Below are 18979 nucleotides of genomic sequence, written 5' to 3' on the forward strand. Positions count from 1 at the left end.
TGCGTCACAATCGCGGCCGGCATCCGAGCAGCTTTACCCAGCCGACGACTGAGTAAATCGTGCAGAGAACCGTTTAATGGGCACCGCTGGAAGCGGAGCCGGTTGGCGAGCCTTTATCGGACACCCATTGCGTGGCGTAGCGGATCAGCTCGCTGGTCGAGCGCAGGTTCAGCTTCTCGCGCATGTGGCGCCGGTGCGCGTCGACGGTCTTCATCGACAGATCCAGTCGCTGCGAGATTTCGCGCGTGCTGATGCCTTCACCGATCAGGCGAAACACTTCCAGCTCGCGATCGGTTAAGGCCGAGACCGGATCTTCATCCGCCGCGGGCGAACGGCCACGCGCCACCTGGCTGAGCAAACGCTCGCCCATCGCGGAGCTCACGTGGCGCTGGCCACGAGCGACCTTGCGCAAAGCGCCGAGGAAATCCGTGCCGGCAACATTTTTCATGACATAACCACTGACTCCGAGACGCAGCAGCCGCTCGGCGTAGAGCGCTTCGTCCTGCATCGACAGCACCAGTACGCGGACATTGGGATGATCACTGCGGATCCATCGCACCAGCTCGATACCGTCGTCCGGGCCCAGCGCCAGATCGACTACGGCCACGTCGGGCTCTTCGCCCTGAATGGCGTCCTGCGCCGCCTGCACCGAGGCCGCCTCGGCCTGGAGCACGAATTCGCTCTGCCCGGCGAGCAGCTGCTTCAAACCTTCGCGGACGAACGGGTGGTCATCGACGATCAGGATCCTTGTTGGATCGGCCATAATGTTTCCTCTCAGCGGACGCGCGCGTGCTGCTACGCGCGCTACTTCCAATACATTCAATCTCGAGGTTGCACAACCGGGGCGCTCGTATCCCCTACCATTCAATCTCGGGGACGCACAACCGGTGCGCTCGTGTCCCCTACCATTCAATCTCGGGGACGCACAACCGGTGCGCTCGTGTCCCCTACCATTCAATCTCGGGGACGCACAACCGGGGCGCTCGTGTCCTCTACCATTCAATCTCGGGGGCGCACAACCGGGGCGCTCGTGTCCTCTACCATTCAATCTCGGGGGCGCACAACCGGTGAGCAATCCCCATTTTCCACAGTGCGTCAGGGGTGCTACGGTCCACGCTTGGCGCTCCTTACACGACCCGGGGTACGACTCGGACAACCGTCGGTGGCCAGACTATGAAGCGCGCCCGGCTCACCCACAACGGCCGAACGTCCCTACGCGCCTTGCGGAAATTTTCAGCATGAAATCGGATTCGACAGAACCGCTGCACTTCGTCCTGCTCGAGGACGATCCCAACGACGCCGAGCTGATTCAATTGCAGCTGGCCCGCAACGATCTGGACATCACCTGGCGACACGTGATGTCGGAGAGCGACTTTCGGGCCGCGCTGGCGGGCTCGCCTCCGGATCTGGTGCTGGCCGACTACACCTTGCCCGGCTTCGATGGTCTCACGGCGCTGCGCATCGTGTTAGAGCGATCGGCTGACATTCCTTTTATTTTCGTGTCCGGCTCGCTCGGCGAGGAGCGCGCCATCGAAGCGCTCAAGAGCGGCGCCACCGATTATGTGCTGAAAGATCGTTTGCAACGTTTACCCATGGTGGTGAATCGCGCGCTCGCCGAATCGCGCGTGCGTCGCGAGCGGCGTCGGGCCGAGACCGCATTGGAAGAACAACGCATCCTGCTCAGCACGCTCATCGACAGCCTGCCCGAGATCATCTATGCCGTCGACGCCGACAATCGTCTGACCGTCGTCAACCGCGCGTTGCTCGAATCATTGAAAAAGACGCGGGAGGAAGTGCTCGGCCGCAGGCTGTCGGAGCTGTGGCGCGAAGAGAACGTCGTCGATATCGAATCGCAGGCGGCCACGACCATGCGCACCGGTCGCCCGCTCACCGATCAGGAGCGCGCGTGGATCGGTGCCGACGGCTCGGTTCGCTGGTTCACGTTCACGCACGTGCCGCTGCGAGATCATGGCAACGTGTCGGGCCTGGTCTGTACGGTGCAGGAAGTCACTCAGCGTAAAGAGCTGGAGCAGGAGATTCTGGAAATCTCCAATCGCGAACAGCGTCGCCTCGGCAGCGATCTGCACGACGGCCTCGGGCAGGAGCTCACGGGTTTGTCGTTGTTGATGAAAGGCCTCGAGATGCAGATGGCGCGCGAGTCGCCGCAGTACTCGGCGCAGGTCACCAAGATCACCGATCTGCTCGCGCGCGCGATTCAGAGTACTCGCTCATTGGCGCGCGGCCTTGCGCCGGTCAACCTCGAGCGTGGCGGCTTGCCGGAAGCCTTGAAGCATCTGGTTGCTCGCTGCACGGATATGTACAGCCTCGAGTGCACCTTCACCATGGGCGGCCAGAAGCTGCCGGATCTCGAAGAAGGCGCGGCCACGCATCTGTATCGAATCGCGCAGGAGGCGTCGACCAACGCCGCTCGCTATGCACGCGCCACCTCGATCAACATCGATCTGCGCTCGACCGGTCGCAAACTGCAGCTCGCCATCGCCGACGACGGCATCGGGCTCAGTGCAGGTCTGGCGCAGGGACGTCCCGGCATGGGACTGAAGATCATGGAATATCGCGCGCGCATGCTCGGCGGCGCCATCAGTTTCGACGAACCCGGCACGGGCACGAGAATCACTTTGACGGCGCCACTGCACCTACTACGGCAGAGCAAAGATAAGAAGCGTCTCGCAGCGAGCGGCTGATCAGCTGGCGGGCCCGGCACATCCTTGTGCCCGCTGCGTGGGGCATTCTGCCCCGCATGAGATGGTTTGCTACTTGCGAACCACGGGAACGAGGGTGTGATCCGCGCCATTCCAAACCTGGATGAACGATTCGATCTCCGCGGCCGGCATCGACGGCGCGATGAAATCGCCCTGCAGAGCGTCGCAGCCACACTGCTCCAGGAATTCGAACGCCGGCGAATCCTCGACGCCTTCGGCACAGGTGGTGAGCGACAGGTTGTGTGCGAGCTCGACGATGGCGCGCACCACTGTCGCCGCCGCCTTGCTTTGGGCGATCTCCGAAATCACCAGACCGTCGATCTTCACTTCGCTGAACGGCATCTTATAGAGCAGCGTCAGTGAGGAGGTGCCGATGCCGAAGTCATCGAGCGACAAGCCGACGCCCTTGACGCGCAGGCGCGTGAAGATGTCCATCACCAGCTCTGGATCGTCCACCGACGCCGCTTCGGTCACTTCCAAGGTGAGCTGCTCGGGGCGCACTTCGAATTCGCGCAGCACGCGAGCAAGGCGCTCCGGGAACTCCAGATCCTGCACCAGCCGCGGGGACAGGTTCACCGCCGCGCCGAGATCCAGGCCCCGAGTGCCCCAGTGCCCGATCTGCCGGATCGCATCGGTGAGCACGAAATCGGTCAGATCCACGATCAGGCCGGACTGCTCCGCCAGCGGCAGAAACTCGCCCGGATATAACAATCCCAAGCGAGGATGGCGCCAGCGCACCAGCGCTTCGGCGCTGCGCACGTGCCAATCGTTGGCCGCGCGCACCACTTTCGGTTGATAGTGAACGATGAGCTCGTGCTCATCGATGGCGGTACGCAGCTCTTCGACCGAGATGCGCGAGCTGGGCTCCAGATGTCTGGCGAGCAGCGTCTCGATATCTTCGAGCATCGCCGGCTTCTGCAAGGTGCCGAGCATCTTCAAGCCCAGCGACTCGCCGAGCTGCCGCGCGCTGGCCAGCACACGCTGATCCATGCCGCTCGCCAGCAGGATCCCGGAAGTCACATTCTGGCGCGCCAGGTAACGCAGCGCCTCGATGCCGTCCATGCCCGGCATTTGCAGGTCGAGCAGGATCAACGCCGGCATCCGATGAGACAGTTGCTCACGGAAGCTGGCGGCCGTGTCGGCCGTGATGACGGTGCAGCCGACGCCCTGGCCGATCTGCTCGATCAGCTCCAGGAAGTCCGCCTCATCGTCCACCGCCAGTAACAGATTCCTCTCACGCCGGAACACGCTTGTTCTCCTCTTGACCGTCCAGCAAAGCGCGCACGCGACGCGCCAGCTCTTCCAACTGATAGGGCTTGGGCAGCAATTCGACCGTGCCGTCGAGCAGACTTCGCTGCATCACGCTGCTGTCACTGAAGCCCGAGGTGAGCAGCACTTTGAGTCCGGGGCGCCGCTCGGTGAGTTTTTCCACCAGCTGCGTGCCGAGCAGGCCGCCGGGCAACATGATGTCGGTGAACACCAAGGCGATGTCGGGATGTCGCATGAATCGCTCCAGCGCCTGATGCCCGTTGCCAGCCTCGAGCACTCGATAACCGAGGCTAGTAAGAATTTCAAGCGTCGTGCCGCGGACCGCTGCATCGTCTTCCACGACCAGCACCGTCTCGGCGCCGCGCGGCAGGTCCATTTGCACCTCGCCTTCGGTGCGCGCCGCATCGGTGGCGGCCAGCGACCGTGGAAAATACAACTGCACCGTCGTGCCTTGCTGCGGAACGCTCGCGATCTGCACGTGACCGCCCGACTGTTTCACGAAGCCATATACCATCGAAAGGCCCAGGCCGCTGCCCTTGCCGACTTCCTTGGTGGTGAAAAAGGGTTCGAAAACGCGCTTGAGAGTCTCACCCGACATGCCCGCGCCGTTGTCGGACACTTCCAGCAACGCGTACTCCCCAGGCGTGAGGCTGTCTTCACGCTGCTGCCGATCGGCGCTGATGGTCACATTGCGGGTAGCGATGGTGATGACGCCGCCGGCGGGCATCGCATCCCTTGCGTTGATCACGAGGTTCAGCACCGCGTTCTCCAACTGGCCCGGATCGGCTCGCGTAAACCAGGTGTCGGGGGCGAGCTGACTGTGAATCTCGATATCGCCTGTCAATGAGCGACGCAGCAATTCGTACATGCCGCCGATCAGCAGGTTCAGATCCACGATCTTCGGTTCGAGCACCTGCTGACGGGCGAAGGCCAGCAAGCGTTTGATCAATTCGCCGCCGCGCATGGCGGCGTTGAGCGCGGTCTCGGCTTGTCTCAGCAGTCGCGGCGTCTGGTGTAACGAACGGGTCAGCAACTGCATGTTGCCGACGATCACCGAAAGCAGATTGTTGAAGTCGTGCGCGATGCCGCCGGTGAGCCGGCCCACCGCTTCCATCTTCTGACTCTGGCGCAGTTCCGCTTCGAGCAGACGCTTCTCTGTGACATCGCGAGCGGCGACGAAGCAGCCCTGAATCTCACCTTGATCGTCAAAGTGGGGAATGAACGCGCCTTCCAGATCGACAGGCTTGCCGCTGCTGTCGCGGTAGCGGCCGTGCGCCTCCAGCGTCTTGCCCTGCAGCGCCCCGCGCACATACGGACCGATCGCGGCGTACCGCCGCTCGCCAACGACGTCCTTGATCGCGCAGCCACGAGAGTCCGCCAGCGGGACGGCGAAGAACGCTTGAAACATTCGATTGGCGTACACGATGCGTTCGTCGGGATCGGCGTAGGCCACGAACAACGGCAGCGAGTCGAGGACGGTGCCGTAGAAATCCTGGCTGCGGCTCAGTGCTTTTTCGGCGTCGATCTGCGCGCTGATATCACTCAGCGAACCGGCGAGCCGCGTAGGCCGCCCGGAGGCGTCGCGTTCGGCTTCGCCACGCAATCGGCACCAGACAATGTTTCCTTTGCGAGTCACGACGCGACAGCGCAGATCGAGCCGGCTTTGATTCTCGAGGTGCGCGCGGATTCTGCTCAGCACGGCGGCGCGATCGTCGGCGTGCAACACGTTCTGGAATGCCTGGAAGGTGTTGGCGAAATGCTCATCGGCGCAACCGATGATGTCGCGGAAGCGGCTGGCGTACCAAACGTGACCGGTGAGCAGGTCCCACTCATATAGACCGTCCGACGTGCCGCGAATCGCACGCTCCCAACGCTGCTCCACTTCCAGCGCGGTGCGCTGATCTTGTTTGCTACGTGAGATGTCCTGCAGTACGCCGATGACCCGCTGCGGTTTGCCGCCGGCGTCTCGCCGCACGACTTTTGCGTAGGAAAGAAACCATTTATAGGTACCGTCGACGGTGGCGAGGCGGTACTCGGATTGAAAGTACGGCGTGCCGCCGTGATAGTGGCGCTCGAAATTGTCCAGCACGGCCGAGTCGTCCGACGGCAGCATCAACCGATCGGCCAGCGTCTCGCGCTTCAACAATTCCTTCGGATCGATGCCCAGCGAAATGCGCCACTGATCGTTGTAGGAGACCTGGTCCTGCTCGACGTTCCAGTCCCACATCGACAGCTCGCTCGCTTCCATCGCCAATTCCAGGCGCGCCTCGCTGGCGCGCAGCGATTCGCGAATTCGTTTGTAGTCAGCGATTTCTTCGAGGCTGATGACGACTTGTTTCGAATCGAGCGCTCGCGTGCTCACGCGAGTCCACAGAGTGTTGCCGCTTTGGCAGCGAATGAGCCACTCGGCGCTGAAATCCTCGGCGGTGAGGATGGCTTGATCCAGATGCTGGAGCAGCGGCGAATCGTTGTTTGATCCGGCGATCAGCCGCAGACCGCCATTCAGGATTTCCGCGCGCTGGTAACCGGTGAGCTGACAAAAGGCCGCGTTGACGTAGATCAGCTCGACCTGCCCGTCCTTCCGGGCCGCAATAGCGATCCCCTGAACGACGGCATCGAGCGCGGCGCGCGCATCGATGACAGAACTGCGGTCGGCGACAGGCATGAACGAGTGTTTTGGGCCAGCTTGCGAGTTCGGATGAATGACATAAGCCGGCCACTGGGGCCGTAGTGCGACGGAGTGTGCCCAAGTCCTCGTTTAGAAAGTGTGTTCTGGCGCGCGTGGATGCACCTTTAGGGGTTTCCCCTAACGCTGGCGGGCATCTGTATGGCGGCATGCGTTGTTAAGTCGGTGGCTCGCGGTGGGTGTCGAGGGGAAGTGTCTTCCCGGCACCGCTGCACCCGCCGCCCGTCGCTGTCGCTCGCGCGCTGCTTGTACGTCCATGTAGCGCTAATGGGTCGACATCCCTGTCGATCCCATTTGCCGGGAGGACACTTCCCCCCGACACCCACCGCCTCCGCGTCGGTGGCGTCCGCCACCACGCTCCGGAGGCGGAAAAAGAAGGGGATGCCGCTGAAGAATGACCTAGCTCGCTGCCCAATGCCGAAGAGCCCAAACGAATGTCTGCTTGATTCAAGCACCCGACTGGAGTCGGAGAGCACGCATGCTTCTGGCTAATTCCGCGCCAGCCGAGCCGAACGCCGCAAATAGCTCGCCTCTTCGCTTTGTTCCGCCCCGCCGGGCCGAGCGCCGGAGCTAGCCGCCTTTTTGCCTTCTTCCGGGGCGGCCGAGCCGAGCGCCGGAGATAGCAGCCTTTTGCCTTGTTCCGAGGCGGTGAGCCGAGCGCCGGAAATAGTAGCCTTTTGCCTTGTTCCGAGGCGGCCGAGCCGAGCGCCGGAAATAGCAGCCTTCTGCCTTGTCCGAGGCGGCCGAGTCGAGCGCCGGAAATAGCAGCCTTTTGCCCGAGGCGGTGAGTCGAACGCGGGCGGCGGAGGTCAGGGCGGGGTGGCTTCTTCGGGCATTGTCGAGAAAGAGGGACCTTTTCGGCAAAGTGCGCCCAGGGACGGGACCCCTCGGGCGCGCTTGCGCGACCGAGGGGAGCACGGTGCCCGAAGGAGCCAGCCCGCCCTGGCCTCCGCGAACCACCGACGCCTCTGACTCTTACCCCCCGAGAGCCGCTGACGCAGCTATCGAAGAGACGACGCTAACGAGACAACCACCCGCCGTCGACGGGAAGAATCGTCCCATGCACATAGTCCGAAGCCGCGGAAGCGAGGAACACCGCCGCGCCACCGAGGTCCGAAGGTTTGCCCCATCGACCGGCTGGAATGCGAGCAAGGATGTCCTTGTTACGCTGTTCATCCGCCCGCAGAGCCGTGGTGTTGTTGGTTTCGAAGTAGCCCGGCGCAATGGCATTCACATTGATGCCATACGCAGCCCACTCGTTAGCTAACAACCGGGTGACGCCCGCGATACCGCTCTTGCTGGCGGTATAGGACGCCGTCCGAATGCCACCCTGGAACGACAGCATCGACGCGATGTTGATGATCTTGCCGCCGCGCCCCGCGTTGACCATGGATTGAGCCACGGCCTGCGCCAGAAAGAACGGCGTCTTCAAGTTCACATTGAGCGCAGCGTCCCAATCCTGTTCCGTGAACACCAGCGCATCGTTACGACGAATGATGCCCGCGTTGTTGATCAGGATATCGACGCGACCGGCTGAATCGATGGCTCGCGCCACGAGCTGATGGGCCTCGTGGCTGCGTTCCAGATCCGCATAGAGCGAATGAAATTTGCGGCCCGCCGCGGTCACGCCCCGCTCCGTATCCACGGTGCTGGAGCGCGCGACGCCGACGATGTCCGCGCCGGCTTGCGCCAGCGCGATCGCGATGCCTTGACCCAATCCGGTGTTGGCGCCAGTGACCAGCGCCACTTTGCCAGCGAGCGAAAACGAAGCAGGTTGACTCATGGTTTACTTCAGCTGGCAGATGTCGAGGACGTTCATGTCCGTGTAGTCGAGGTTTTCGCCGCCCATCGCCCAGATGAAGCTGTAGTTGCGCGTGCCCGCGCCCATGTGAATGGACCACGGCGGCGACAGCACGGCTTCTTCATTGTTCACGACGAGGCTGCGCATTTCGTCCGGCTCGCCCATGAAGTGCATGATGCGCTGCTGGTCGCCTTCCAGATCGAAATAGAAATAAATCTCCGAGCGCCGGTCGTGCAGATGCGGCGGCATGGTGTTCCACACGCTGCCGTTCTTGAGCAGCGTCATGCCCAGCAGCAGCTGCGAGGACTTGCAGGTGGCCGGCACGATGTACTGATAGATCGTGCGCTCGTTCGAGGTTTCCAGCGCGCCGCGCTCCAGCGGCACCGCTTTGTCGATCGACAGATGCACCGTCTCGTAACGCGCGTGCGCGGGAGTCGAAGCGAGATAGAACTTCGCGCTCTCGCCCGGCATGGACTCGAACACCACGTCCTTGCTGCCCATCGGCACATACAAACCGTCCTTGGCCTTGAGCGTGTAGCTCTGACCGTCGACGGTCACTTTGCCGGCAGTCTTGCCGATGTTCACGATGCCGAGCTCGCGCCGCTCCAGGAACGGCTTGCCCTTGGCGGAGGCCGGTTCGGTCTGCTCGGGCAGGCGGATCGCCTGGCCGGCCGGCATGGCGCCGCCGATGACCATGCGCTCGTAGTGCGTGTAGTTCAACGCAACGGCGTTTTCCTGGAACAACCCCTGGACCAGATAGCGCTCGCGCAGCTGTTCGGTGCTGGCGCCGTCCATCATGTCCGGGTGAGTGGCGTGATAAGTTTTCTTGAACACGGGAAATCCCCTCGAAAAAGCGGCGCCCAACAACCTTACAAGCCCAGCTTGTAAGCCTGCTTCGGCAGCCGGTAGGCGAGATCGCGAGCGACTTGCGCCGCCGCGTCTTCATCGATGCGATGTTCGGCGACCAGTCGCGACAGGTAGACACAATCGATACGACGCGCCAGATCGTGGCGCGCCGGGATCGACAGGAATGCACGCGTGTCGTCGTTGAAGCCGACGGTGTTGTAGAAACCCGCGGTTTCGGTGGTGTACTCGCGGAAGCGCAGCATGCCTTCCGGGCTGTCGTGGAACCACCAGGCCGGGCCGAGTTTCAATGCCGGATAATGGCCGGCGAGCGGCGCGAGCTCACGGCTGTACACCGTCTCGTCCAGCGTAAACAGGATGATGCTCAGCGACTTGCTGTTGCCGAAACGATCCAGCAACGGCCGCAGCGCCTGCACGTATTCGGTTTTCTCCGGAATGTCCGCGCCCTTGTCGCGACCGAAGGTTTCGAACAGCCAGCGATTGTGATTGCGGAACGCGCCCGGATGGATCTGCATCACCAGGCCGTCCTCCTCGCTCATCTTGGCCATCTCGACCAGCATGGCGGCACGGAACAACTCGGCGTCCGCAGGTGTGAACGAGCCTTTGGTCACCTTCTCGAACAACTTCTGCGCTTCGGCGCTGCTCAGGTCGGCGGTGGCCGCGGTCGGGTGACCATGATCGGTCGACGTCGCGCCGGCCTTGGCGAAATCCGCGCGACGCTTACGATGCGCGTTCAGGTAGCCCTGCCACGAGTAAACATCTTCGCCGGTGATCTCGGCAAAGCGTTTCAACGCATCCTTGAACTGCTCGTGCTCCGGATCGACCACGGCGTCGGGTCGATAGGCGGTGACGACGCGGCCCTTCCAGCCGCTATTCTGAATCTTGTGATGATGATCGAGCGTGTCCACCGGCGACTCGGTGGTCGCCAGCACTTCGATGTTGAAACGCTCGAACAGCGCGCGCGGACGGAACGCGTCGGTCGCGAGTTTCTCGCCGATGACGTCGAAATAATGATCGGCGGTGGACGCATCGAGCCGCACCTTCAGATCGAACACTTTCGCGAACACATAGTTCAGCCACAGCCACGAAGGCGTGCCATTGAACAGATAAAAGTGCGCCGCGAACTTGCGCCATGCCTCGCGCGGGTTGGCATTCGAAGGACCGCGACGCGACGGCACGCCCAGCTCGTTCAGGTCCAGGCCCTGGCTGTAGAGCATGCGGAACAGGTAGTGGTCCGGCGCCAGCAGCAGTTCGGTAGCGTTACCAAAAGCGTCGTTGGCAGAGAACCACTGGGGGTCCGTATGACCATGCGGGCTCAAGATCGGCAGGTCGCGCACTTCCGCATACAGGCGGCGGGCGATCTGGCGAACGGCGGGATCCGCTGGGAACAGGCGATCTTCGTGCAGATGTAACGGTGTGCTCATGGACCGATGCCGTGCCCTCGCGGGCAGCTCCAAGTGAAGGGATGGTAACCGGTGTCAAGATTCACCGCCAGCAATCTATACCAGGGCGAATCCGAACCGTGCGCAATTTACCGCGCGCGGGCCCCTTTGTCGGAACTAACTTGCAGGACGACCCGAAGATTCACGCACCACAAGATGCGGGAATACCGTCGACGCCGCCGCCGAGGGCCCTTCGGTGCGCGAGATCTTGGCGATCAGCTTCTCCGCCGCCAGCCGTCCCATGTCCCGGATCGGTTGTCTCATGGTGGTCAGGGAGGGACAAAGCCGGCTCGCGAGCGGACTGTCGTCGAAGCCAATGATGGTCAGATCGTGCGGAATGCGCAGGCCGCGCAGATAGGCCGTGCGATACACGCCAGCGGCGGTTTCGTCATTGCCGGCGAAGATGGCCGTAGGTCGCGGCGTGCGTGATAACAGCATTTCGGCGCAAGCTGCGCCCGATTCGAAGGTGTACGAGCCTTCGGCGATGTAGTCCGGGGACAATGTCAGACCCCGATCCGCCAGTGCGTTCGAGAATCCTTCCAGGCGCTCTTGCGAAGAACGGTAGGTCGGCGGACCGATGATCATGGCGATGCGCGTATGTCCCAGCTTGGCCAGATGTTCGGCCACCTCGGCCGCGGACTGACGGTCCATGGATTGCACCAGGTTTTCTGGATCATCCAGCGCCGCGGACAGGATGCGAATGTAGGGACAGCTGATTTCCCGCAGCAGATCGGCCAGGCCATTATTCTCCGACACCGGCGGCAGAAGCAGCATGCCGTCGAGCTTCTGACGGCTGACCAGCTGGCGGATATCGCTCAGGAATTCCGGACTATTGCGATCGCAGGGATGCACCACCAATTCATAACCCACCCGGCGCAATGCGCCGAGCGCGCCTTCCTGCACGTTGATCACATAGGGTGCGTTGGGATTGTCGTACACCAGACCGATCAGGTACGAGCGGCGAAACGCCAGGCCGCGCGCCTGCGGATCGGGCGTGAAGCCGGTGCTGCGAATGATTTCAGCGATGCGCGTTCGCGTTTCTTCACGAACGAACGGCGATTCGTTGATGACCCGCGACACTGTCTTTTTGGAGACATTCGCCAGGCGCGCGATGTCGTTGATGGTGTGCTTCTTGTCCACGTTACGACGCGCGACCGGCGGGCGGGCTTCGGGCGCAGGCGGGCGCGTTTCAGGCAGAGCGGTACGTGGCTCGGCGAGTGCGCGCACGACCGGCGGCGGCGGCTGACGACTCGCTTTTCTGGCCGTTTTTTTCGCCATCGGACGAGATAACCTGCTGGGTAATTTGGCGGCACCAGAATACCTTGCGTGTAGGCTGGCGCGCATCCAAGGTAACAGAACCGGGCACGGTCTGACACCGGTTTCCAGCCCGGGTCATTCAGTGCCATCATGCAGACTATGAGTGCAGCTACTGTTTCGAGCTTTGTCCCGCCCGCGGTCTACCGGGTCGCGGCCGACGACGATGTCGCCGTGGCCCTGCGGGATCTTGCCGCCCAGGAAACCATTGGCGTCGGCGATCGCTCCATCTTGGTCACGGATCCCATTCCGCGTGGACATAAGGTGGCCATCCGTCCCGTCACGGCCGGGCAAGCGGTCCGCAAGTATGGCTGGCCCATCGGCCGAGCCACGGCGGACATCGCGGTCGGCGCTCATGTCCACTCCCACAACCTGGAGACACTGCTCTCTGGCACGGACCAATATGAGTACGCCGGTTCAGCTGCGCAGAACGCGAGCAAGCCGAGCGGCGCCGCTTCTTTCCTCGGCTATCGGCGAGCCAGCGGCAAGGTCGGCACCCGCAACGAAATCTGGATCCTGTGCACCGTGGGTTGTGTTGGCCGGACGGCCGAGCGTATCGCTCGCCAGGCGGCGCAGAAATATGCCGGTCGTGTCGACAACGTCGTCGCTTTCCCGCATCAGTTCGGCTGTTCTCAGCTGGGCGGCGATCTGGATCGCACCCGTCGCTTGATCGCCGGGCTCGCTCGTCATCCCAACGCGGGGGGCGTGCTGATTCTCGGTTTGGGCTGCGAGTCCAATCAGCTGTCCAAGCTGCTGACCGAAATCCCGGAAGCGGAGCGCGAGCGCATTCGTTACTTCGCCGCGCAGGCCACCGAAGACGAGTTGGAAGCAGGCTTGCAGGCGGTCGAAGAGCTGGTCAAGCTGGCCGAGCAGGACCGACGCGTGCCGTGCGGTCTCGATGACCTGGTGGTCGGCTTGAAATGCGGCGGATCCGACGGTTTCAGCGGCATCACCGCCAATCCGTTGGTGGGTCGCATTGCCGATCGAGTCACCGAGGCCGGCGGCACCGCCGTGCTCACGGAGATTCCCGAAATCTTCGGCGCCGAACGTTTGTTGATGGAGCGCGCCGCGGATCGCGACGTGTTCGACGGCATCGTTCACGTCGTTAACGACTTCAAGGAATATTTCCTGCGCAACAACCAGCCGGTGCACGAGAACCCGTCGCCCGGCAACAAGGCCGGCGGCATCACCACCCTCGAAGAGAAATCTCTTGGCGCCGTTCAGAAAGGCGGTCATGCGACCGTCACGCAGGTGCTGCGCTATGGTGAGCGCACTACCAAGCCCGGGCTGACGCTGCTCGAGGCCCCCGGCAACGACGGCGTTTCATCCACGGCGCTGGTCGCCGCGGGCGCCACGATTCTGTTATTCACCACCGGGCGCGGCACGCCGCTCGGCTTCCCGGTGCCCACGCTCAAGATCAGCTCCAACTCGCCGCTCGCCGAGCGTAAAGCTCACTGGATCGATTTCGACGCGGGCAAGGCGCTGACTGCGGCGGATCCGGAGACAGTCACCGACGAGTTATTGCAGTTGATCATCGCCACGGCGTCCGGTCAGCCGGCTCGCAACGAGCTCAACGAACAACGCGAAATCGCAATCTGGAAAGACGGTGTGACTCTGTGACTTTATCGCTCGCTTCTGTCGCGGTGCTCGGCAGCCGCAACATCCGAATCCCCACGTACGATCGCAAAGCTGTCCGCATCGGGATCGTCCACTTCGGACCCGGCGCGTTTCATCGCGTGCACCAGGCTTGCTACTTCGATGAAGCGTTGCATAGCGATCCGCGCTGGGGCATTTGCGAAGTCTCCTTACATAGCGCCGGCGTCCGCGACGCGCTGGTGCCGCAGGAGGGGCTCTACAGCATCGCCATTCTCGACGAGCAGTCATCGTTCCGCGTGATCGGCTCGGTGAAGGAAGTGCTGGTCGCGCCCGAATCACCCAGCGCCGTGCTCGATCGCATGGTGAACCCCGACACGCGCATCGTCACGGCGACCATCACAGAAAAGGGCTACTGCCTGAACAAAGAAGGCGGTCTGGATTTCTCGCATCCCGACATCGCTCATGATTTGCAGCACCCCGAAGCGCCACGAACCTTCGTTGGTTTTTTAGCACGCGCCTTGCGCATGCGGCATGACCAGGGGCACGAGCCCTTCAATGTCATCAGCTGTGACAATCTCGCGGACAATGGTCATCGCCTGCGGCGCGCCGTGCTCGACTTCGTTCGCTCGAGCGATCCATCGCTGGTCGCATGGGTCGAGAAAGAAGTGCCCTTTCCTTGCACCATGGTGGACAGCATCACTCCAGCCACCGACGACGCGCTTCGCGCGCGCGTGAAAGAGGCGCTGGGCGTTGAGGATCTCTGGCCAGTGCAACGCGAGTTCTTCTCTCAGTGGGTGATCGAGAACAAGCTGCGCGGCCCGCAGCCCGATTGGGCCGCGGTCGGCGTCACGGTGACCGATGACGTTGCCGGCTTCGAACGCGCCAAGTTGCGTTTGTTGAATGGCGCGCACTCGACGCTTGCTTACACCGGCAGTCTGGCGGGTTATGACACCGTCTCGTCCGCCATGAAAGACGGCGCGCTCGCGACGTTTGTCCGTCGCATGATGATCGAAGACATTCGCGCCGGACTGGCCGCGCCTCGGGGCCTCGACCTGGATCGATATATTGAGGCGGTGCTGCGTCGGTTTCGCAATCCGACCATTCGTCATTTGCTGTCGCAGATCGCCTGGGACGGCTCGCAGAAGCTGCCGTTCCGAATCCTGCCGACGATCGTCGAGAACCTGGCGGGCGGCCGCTCCGTTGCGCGGCTGTGCGTGCCGCTCGCGGCCTGGTTCCATTTCATTCGCCGAGCCGTTCAAGCCGATCGACAGCTCGTCGATCCGCTCGCTGCTCAGCTCGCCGATCTGGCCAAGCGGTGCGACGGAGATGCGCGGAACGATGTCGCTACGTTCTTGAGCTTCGAGAAAGTATTCAGCTCCGAGCTGGCGAGCAATGCGACCTTCCGTGCGGCGCTCGAGGCTGCTTACTCACGGCTCTCGAACGTGGATGGCCCCGCCGCACTCGGCGAGGCCTTGTCAGGCATCACTGCTTGAGCTGGGCCGGCAGCCACAAGGACAGCTGAGGCACGAACACCACGATCAGCACCATCGCCAGCGCTGCGACGTAGAACGGCCAGATCGTTCGCAGCGCTTGCGTGACGCTGATCTTGCCGATGGCCGTGCCCACGAACAGCACCGAACCCACCGGCGGCGTGATTAACCCAACACCCGCGCTGAGAATCAGGATCACGCCGAAGTGCACCGGATCCACGCCAAACGCCTTGGCGACCGGCAGGAAGATGGGCGTACAGATGATGATCAACGGCGCCAGATCCATGAACGTGCCGAGAACCAGCAGCACGACCACCAGCAGGACGAGGATGACGTACTTGCTGTCGGACACTGATGTGAGTGCGTCCACCGCCGCCGTTGGTACTTGCAGATAAGCGAGCAGCCAACCGAAAGATGCCGCAGCGCCGATGACGAACAGGATCAAACCCGTCGTGCGCACCGCGCCCATGCAGGTATCTGCGAAGTGCTGCCAGGTCAGGCGGCGATACACCAACCCTGTGACAAGGACGGCATAGAACACCGCGATAGCCGCGCTCTCCACCGCGGTGAAGATACCGGCGCGAATGCCGAAGAAGATCAAAGCGACCAGCAACAACCCGGGCAGGGCCGCGATCAGGCGTACGAAAATCTCTCTGAAGCCCGGGAACGCTTCCGTGGCATAGCCTCGACGCCGGGCAATGGCCCAGCCGGTGAACATCACCACGACCGTCATCAGCAACGCCGGAATCACGCCGGCCGCGAACAGATCGGCAATCGAGATCGAGCCGCCGGCCGACGCGGAGAACAGAATGAGGTTGTGAGATGGCGGCACGAGCAGCGCCACCAGCGCTGCGGTGATGGAAACGTTCACCGCGAAGTCACGATCGAACCCGCGCTTCACCATCTGCGGGATCATCGTGCCGCCGATCGCGGACACGTCGGCGATCGCCGAACCCGACACGCCGCCGAAGAACAACGACGCCAACACGTTGACCTGGCCCAGACCGCCGCGCAGGTGGCCCACCAGCGATGAAGCAAACGAAATCAGCCGCTCGGAGATACCGCCGCGCATCATCATCTCGCCCGCGAAGATGAACAGCGGAATCGCGATCAACGAAGCCGCATTTGCCCCCGCAGCCGTCTGCACCGCCACCACGATCGGCGGTATGCCCAGATACAGCACCGTCGCAAACGACGCCGCAATCAGCGCAAACCCCACCGGCAAGCCGATGAGCAGCAACAGCCCGAGAGAAACAAAGAGAATCGTTACCGCCATTTCGCTCTCGCCCGCTTCAGTTCGCCCCAGCCGCTCCGCTTCACCCGCACAAACTCAGCCGCGGCATCAGCAGTGACTGAGCCCTCTTCTCTGGACAGTTGTTACTCCGGCGCCGCCGGATCCTGCTGCCGCGGCGGAACAAACAACTTTTCCACCGCAAAGATGGCGATCAGCAGCCCACCCAGAGTCAACGGCAGATAAGCCACACCCTGTGGGAACGGTGCGCCCGCGATGGGGAAGTCCCACGAGTCGCTCACCATCTTCGCGCCCCAGATCGCCATCATCAGCCCGATAGCCGTCGCGATCAGACTGGTGACTGCAAGCAACACCCGGCGCACCACAGGCTTCGCCGTTTCGACCAGAATGAAAAATCCGAAGTGCCGATGCGCACGCACACCGCAGGCTGCGCCGAGCATCATGGTCGTGCTCATGAACAGCAATGCCAGCGGCTCGGTCCAGCTCGGCGAATCGTTCAGCACATAGCGGGCAAACACCTGCCAGCCTTGCACGATCGCCATGCCAACCAGTCCCACGCAGGCAATCGCCAGCGCCGCGCGATCCAGCAGATCGAGCACCGCGCTCAAACCCGTCGTGGCAGGCGCCACCTCTGTTTGCTGATTGACCGACATGCGTTACGCCACCGCACGAATGCTTTGGTAGACCTGACTCAATCCCTTCCGCTGCAGAAACTTCTCGAGCAACGGTTTCGCCGCGCGATGGAACGCTTCGGTGTCGACTTCATTGGACTGCACGCCCGCCTTCAACACGAAGTCGCGCGACTCCGCGTCCATTCGATCCCACAGCTGCCGCATGTACGGCACCGACTCACGCGCCGCCGTTAGCAGCAGCTCCTGATCCGATGGCTGCAACGAATCGAACGTTCGCCGCGACAGCAGCAACGCTTCCGGCGAATGCGAGTGCATCGACTGCGACCAGTAGCGCGCCACTTCGAAATGCCGACTGGTGTGGAACGTGCGCCAATTGTTCTCGGCGCCTTCGATCAGATGAGTTTGCAGCGCCGAGTACGACTCGCCAAACGGCAGCGGCGTCGGATTGGCGCCCAGGGCTCGCGCCAGCTCGATGAAAATATCCGAAGGCGGCACGCGGATCTTCAGACCGTGCAGATCCTTCGGCTCGTGCACCGGGCGACGCGTGTTGTAGAACGACCTCGCGCCGGCATCGTAGATCGCGAGCCCCACCAGATCGCGCGTAGCGAAACTTTCCAGCACTGCCTTACCCGCATCGCCGTCAGCCGCTCGCCGCATATGTTCCACCGAGTCGAACACGTACGGCAGCGAAAAGATCTGGGTCAGCGGAAACGGGTTGTTCAGCGGCGCGAAGTTGACGCGAGTGATATCGAGCGCCCCGAAGCGCGTCATGTCGATGGTGTCGGACTCACGACCGAGCTGGCCCGCGTAATACACGCGAATGTTCAGTCGACCGTTGGTTTCCTGTTGCAGCTTCTTGCCGATCCATTTCACCGCCTCGACAGTCGGATAACCGTCGATGTGAACATCGGCTGCGGTCATCGTCGAACCAGACGCCGCGGTAGCCACGCTCGCGCGGGTCGCGCAGAGCGCACCGACTCCAACCAGTAGCTCGCGACGGTTCATGGGAATCAGCGCGTCGTGCTGGACAGATACTGGCCCGCACGAACACCGCGGCATTCGATCTCGCCGCAGCCTTCGAACACATGACGCGACCGCTGACCGATCCGAATGTCATGAACGCCGGTGATCGCGCCCGTGGAGATCACATCACCGGCACGCAAGGGACGACCGCGCTCAGCGCATTTGTTGAGCGCAAACGCCAGCGCGCCCAGCGCGCCCTGCCGAACGAACGCCGTGCCGCGGCCGACGAATGCATCGTCAATGAACGACAGCGCCACGATTTCTTCGATGGAGCGCCATTCACCGATGGCCGAACCGACCACCACGCCCCAGTTGTTTCCAAAATCGGAAATGACCGCGCCCGGGCCGATGTCGTTGAGCGTCGCCAGCGGACTGCCCGCCACTTCCACGCCAAGGTGGAAGCTGCGCACCAGCTCGGCCGCCTCGTCGATGGTCCAGTCTTTCTTGTTTGCTGGCGCATCTTCATTCACGCGCAACACGATCTCCGCTTCGACCGCGGCGAAGCCGCCATCGAACACGGGAAACTCGATCACCTCGCCGACGCGCGCCTGATACAAATTGCGTTGGAACACCGGACCGACCAGGCGCTCTTCCGGAAACTGTTGAGCGAATGCCGCGCCGATGCGCGCGACTTTCCATCCGACGATGCTGTCCGGAAAGCGCTTGATAGCAGCTTCCTGACAGCGATAAGCATCCGCGAGATTGGTGGGCACTTTGCCCGGAAATTGCGGCAGCGACTGTCCTGCCAGTCGCGCACGGACAAACTGCTCGGAAATCATTTCGGCGCCGTCAGTCGGCAACCCTTGCAACACCGCGCTGGTCATGTCGCAGCATCTCCCCCAGAAAACCTGGCCTGAATCGGGTCGCGAGCGGCCCTGCGCCGCACGCGA

General features: G+C 62.6%; 14 protein-coding genes. 3 read left to right on the forward strand and 11 right to left on the reverse strand.

Going from position 1 to position 18979, the window contains the following annotated elements; translation table 11 throughout:
* Window positions 1-73: 73 nt before the first annotated feature.
* A complete protein-coding gene (locus JM946_RS03365) occupies window positions 74-763 on the reverse strand; it encodes a response regulator (RefSeq protein WP_203165721.1) in 690 nt (229 codons plus the stop codon).
* A 475-nt stretch (window positions 764-1238) separates the two neighbouring features.
* On the opposite strand from JM946_RS03365, the gene JM946_RS03370 reads away from it, so the two are divergent.
* The gene (locus JM946_RS03370; protein ID WP_203165722.1) at window positions 1239-2702 is read left to right on the forward strand and encodes a PAS domain-containing protein; all 1464 of its coding nucleotides are present in this window, start codon (window positions 1239-1241) and stop codon (window positions 2700-2702) included.
* 69 nt (window positions 2703-2771) lie between these two features.
* Here JM946_RS03370 and JM946_RS03375 read toward each other — a convergent pair whose 3' ends face one another.
* From JM946_RS03375 to JM946_RS03400, 6 genes are all read right to left on the reverse strand, one after another.
* A complete protein-coding gene (locus tag JM946_RS03375; RefSeq protein ID WP_203165723.1) occupies window positions 2772-3968 on the reverse strand; it encodes an EAL domain-containing response regulator in 1197 nt (398 codons plus the stop codon).
* Window positions 3955-6654 (reverse strand): hybrid sensor histidine kinase/response regulator, encoded by a 2700-nt coding sequence (locus JM946_RS03380; RefSeq protein ID WP_203165724.1) that lies wholly within the window; start codon window positions 6652-6654, stop codon window positions 3955-3957. Before JM946_RS03380 ends, JM946_RS03375 begins: the two co-directional genes overlap by 14 nt.
* A 1039-nt stretch (window positions 6655-7693) precedes the next feature.
* Window positions 7694-8458 carry a 2-dehydro-3-deoxy-D-gluconate 5-dehydrogenase KduD gene (kduD, locus tag JM946_RS03385; protein WP_203165725.1) on the reverse strand — a complete coding sequence of 255 codons (765 nt, stop codon included), beginning with the start codon at window positions 8456-8458 and terminating at the stop codon, window positions 7694-7696.
* A gap of 3 nt (window positions 8459-8461) precedes the next feature.
* Complete coding sequence (gene kduI / locus JM946_RS03390; protein ID WP_203165726.1) at window positions 8462-9310, reverse strand: 5-dehydro-4-deoxy-D-glucuronate isomerase; 849 nt, start codon at window positions 9308-9310, stop codon at window positions 8462-8464.
* A gap of 35 nt (window positions 9311-9345) precedes the next feature.
* Window positions 9346-10764 carry a glucuronate isomerase gene (gene uxaC / locus JM946_RS03395; protein ID WP_203165727.1) on the reverse strand — a complete coding sequence of 473 codons (1419 nt, stop codon included), beginning with the start codon at window positions 10762-10764 and terminating at the stop codon, window positions 9346-9348.
* Window positions 10765-10899: 135 nt separating this feature from the next.
* Complete coding sequence (locus JM946_RS03400; RefSeq protein ID WP_203165728.1) at window positions 10900-12060, reverse strand: LacI family DNA-binding transcriptional regulator; 1161 nt, start codon at window positions 12058-12060, stop codon at window positions 10900-10902.
* A gap of 138 nt (window positions 12061-12198) precedes the next feature.
* Between JM946_RS03400 and JM946_RS03405 the strand changes: the two genes are divergently transcribed.
* On the forward strand, window positions 12199-13716 hold the full coding sequence (locus tag JM946_RS03405; protein WP_203165729.1) for a UxaA family hydrolase: 1518 nt from the start codon (window positions 12199-12201) through the stop codon (window positions 13714-13716).
* The gene (locus JM946_RS03410; protein ID WP_203165730.1) at window positions 13713-15185 is read left to right on the forward strand and encodes a mannitol dehydrogenase family protein; all 1473 of its coding nucleotides are present in this window, start codon (window positions 13713-13715) and stop codon (window positions 15183-15185) included. The genes JM946_RS03405 and JM946_RS03410 overlap by 4 nt, the downstream gene beginning before the upstream one ends.
* On the opposite strand, the gene JM946_RS03415 is transcribed toward JM946_RS03410, so the two are convergent.
* From JM946_RS03415 to JM946_RS03430, 4 genes are all read right to left on the reverse strand, one after another.
* The gene (locus JM946_RS03415) at window positions 15175-16458 is read right to left on the reverse strand and encodes a TRAP transporter large permease (protein ID WP_203165731.1); all 1284 of its coding nucleotides are present in this window, start codon (window positions 16456-16458) and stop codon (window positions 15175-15177) included. The two genes, JM946_RS03410 and JM946_RS03415, sit on opposite strands and share 11 nt — an antisense overlap.
* A 101-nt stretch (window positions 16459-16559) precedes the next feature.
* Window positions 16560-17087 (reverse strand): TRAP transporter small permease, encoded by a 528-nt coding sequence (locus tag JM946_RS03420; RefSeq protein ID WP_203165732.1) that lies wholly within the window; start codon window positions 17085-17087, stop codon window positions 16560-16562.
* Between the two features lie 3 nt (window positions 17088-17090).
* Window positions 17091-18071, reverse strand: coding sequence for a TRAP transporter substrate-binding protein (locus JM946_RS03425; protein WP_407700492.1), 981 nt, complete (start codon window positions 18069-18071; stop codon window positions 17091-17093).
* Window positions 18072-18076: 5 nt separating this feature from the next.
* On the reverse strand, window positions 18077-18913 hold the full coding sequence (locus JM946_RS03430; protein WP_203165734.1) for a 2-keto-4-pentenoate hydratase: 837 nt from the start codon (window positions 18911-18913) through the stop codon (window positions 18077-18079).
* Window positions 18914-18979: the final 66 nt, after the last annotated feature.

It is taken from the genome of Steroidobacter gossypii, from assembly GCF_016801985.1.
Lineage (GTDB): Bacteria > Pseudomonadota > Gammaproteobacteria > Steroidobacterales > Steroidobacteraceae > Steroidobacter > Steroidobacter gossypii.